General features: G+C 60.6%; 2 protein-coding genes. Both read left to right on the top strand.

Annotated elements, in window-relative coordinates; translation table 11 throughout:
- Positions 1–622: 622 nt before the first annotated feature.
- On the top strand, positions 623–793 hold the full coding sequence (locus tag ACH4NX_RS38340; RefSeq protein ID WP_350491851.1) for a recombinase family protein: 171 nt from the start codon (positions 623–625) through the stop codon (positions 791–793).
- Positions 794–1137: 344 nt separating this feature from the next.
- Positions 1138–2421, top strand: a complete 1284-nt coding sequence (locus ACH4NX_RS38335) for an IS256 family transposase (protein WP_397839561.1) — start codon at positions 1138–1140, stop codon at positions 2419–2421.
- Positions 2422–2666 lie beyond the last annotated feature (245 nt).

Below are 2666 nucleotides of genomic sequence, written 5' to 3'. Positions count from 1 at the left end.
GATGTCTCCTCGCCGTTCCGTGCTCGTCGGAATGCGTGGCGCCGGGACTCGAGCTCGTCCTGAACGAGTGCCAACCGGATTTCGTCGCATCGAGTCCGATCCTTCTGCTCAGCGAGCCGGGCAGCTTCCTCGACCAGCTCGGAATCCGTCATTCCTCGCCTGACATCCTTCACCGCAAAACCTCTCGAATAGTTCGTTTCGGTGTGGATACCCAATTACCTGGCGATCAACAGACTCCGACCGGCAGCCCGCGACGTCGGATGGTCGCTAGGTGATCTCAGTGTCGACGCCGTCCAGGTTGCTGCAACTTCGCCTATTTAGATGGCGGAACTATCCTCGCGGCGTCCTACGGCTCGCGATCAAACCAGTCATCGACGTGCCGCAGTGATCGCTGCGGCACCCCGCGGTGCCGCCATGGCCTTCTCCGAGCACTACGACACCATGCCTCAACAGACCTACACGTGGTCGAGTTCGATCAAACCCGAAGCATCACAGCAAAACCCGAACTCGGCCAAGTTGCGCACCTTCTTGGAGTCCTGAGATCGGTCACCAGCTCATGAATAGCCGCACCGTCCCACACATGGCAGCAGAGGAGAAGGACTGAGACTGTGAGCACCATCGGATACACCGGTGTCTTAGAACAAACCCCGAACTGCAGCAGTACGCACTCCGCCAAGCCGGAGCGATCTGTATCTTCACCGACTGCGAATCCGGCTCGAAAACGCAGCGACCCCAGCTCGCCGAACGCCTGAGCTACCTACGCGGGAATGGCGGTGTCGTCCTCGTGGTCTGAACTCGACAGGCTCGGACGATCCGTTTGTCGCCTCATCGGCACGTCCACATTCTTTGCGAACACTGCTCCGTATTCCGTTCTTTCGCAGAAGGATTCGGCACAACCACCGGCGGGGTCGTGAATTCTTCTCCCGCATCATGGCCGCTCTCGCCCAAAGGTGGGCACCACATGATCGTCGAATGCGCTCACGCCGGCCTCGAAGCCGTCCGGCGCCAAAGCCGACACGGTGCCCGCCCAACCGTCATGACACCCGAACGTACCGAACGGGCCCGCTCCGGGAGTGTTTCTTAAACGGTGTTTCGGCCCGACACGCTGGGTGAATGCCCGGCGAGAAGGGTGCCGTGATGACGACACTGGATGATGTGACGAAGAAGAAGTCGACACCACCGTCGGCCGAGGAGGCGGCGGCAGCGGAGCTCGTGCGCTTGGCGAGAGAGCAGGGCCTGTCGCTGACCGGGCCGGACGGGCTGCTCAAGCAGTTCACCAAAACCGTCCTGGAAACCGCACTGAACGAGGAGATGACCGAGCACCTCGGGCACGACAAGAACCAGGCCAACCCGGATCGGGCATCAACAAATATCCGCAACGGCACTCGGTCGAAGACGGTACTGACCGAGTCGACCGGGCAGGTCCCGATCGAAGTCCCCCGAGACCGCGAAGGGACGTTCGAACCGCAGATCGTCAAGAAGCGGCAGCGTCGGCTCAACGGCGTTGATGAGATCGTTTTATCGTTGTACGCCAAAGGGTTAACGACTGGGGAGATCAGCGCGCACTTCGCTGAAATCTACGGTGCATCGGTCTCGAAGGAGACGATTTCTCGGATCACCGACAAGGTGATCGAGGAGATGCAGGATTGGTCTGCACGTCCGCTCGATGAGGTGTACGCCGCGATCTTCATCGATGCCATCGTGGTCAAGATCCGCGACGGCCAGGTCGCGAACAGGCCGATCTACGCGGCCATCGGGGTGAGCCTGGACGGGCGCCGCGACGTGCTTGGTTTGTGGGCCGGCACGGGCGGCGAGGGCGCCAAGTTCTGGATGAGCGTGCTCACTGACATCCGTAACCGTGGCACCAAAGACGTTTTCTTTCTCGTCTGCGACGGTCTCAAGGGCCTGCCGGAGGTTGTCGAGCATGTGTGGCCGGCCACCACGGTCCAGACCTGTGTGGTGCACCTGATCCGCAACACCTTTCGGCTCTCGGGACGTCAACACTGGGACGCACTGAAGCGGGAACTGAAGCCGATCTACACCGCGCCGAGTGAGGCAGCGGCGCGGGCTGCTTTCGACGACCTTGCCGAGAACTGGGGCAAGCGGTATCCGGCGATCATCCGGCTATGGGACAACGCGTGGGAGGAGTTCATCCCGTTCCTTGACTATGACACGGAGATACGTCGAGTCATATGCTCTACCAATTCTATTGAGTCGCTGAATGCGCGCTACCGGAGGGCGGTCAAAGCTCGCGGTCATTTCCCCAGCGAGCAAGCCGCGCTCAAATGTTTGTACCTGGTGACCCGTTCGCTGGACCCGACAGGCAAAGGTCAGGCACGATGGATCACACGGTGGAAACCCGCTCTCAATGCCTTCGCGATCACGTTCGCGGATCGTTGGCCCGGATCAGAAACCTACTGATGAAAACGGCCGAAACACCGTTAACGAGATAGTCCCCAGGATCGTGAAAAGTCCAGTCTTCGGCGTAGCACTCTCGCGCAGTGTGTTTGACAGAAACCACAGGGACACCCGAGTTCAGTCGGTGGCGTCGGCCTTGGCTATTGCGGCGGCGAACTCGCTGACGTCGATCTCCTCGGAGACCACGGTCTTCCTGCCGTTGTAGACATCGCGGTCGATCTCGTCGTCGGCGTTGGCCACCAGCATCG

Source organism: Streptomyces sp. NPDC017225 (genome assembly GCF_044331465.1).
Taxonomy (GTDB): Bacteria; Actinomycetota; Actinomycetes; order Streptomycetales; family Streptomycetaceae; genus Streptomyces.
The sequence above is the reverse complement of the archived record's forward strand: the minus strand, read 5'-3'. Positions and strand labels throughout refer to the sequence as shown.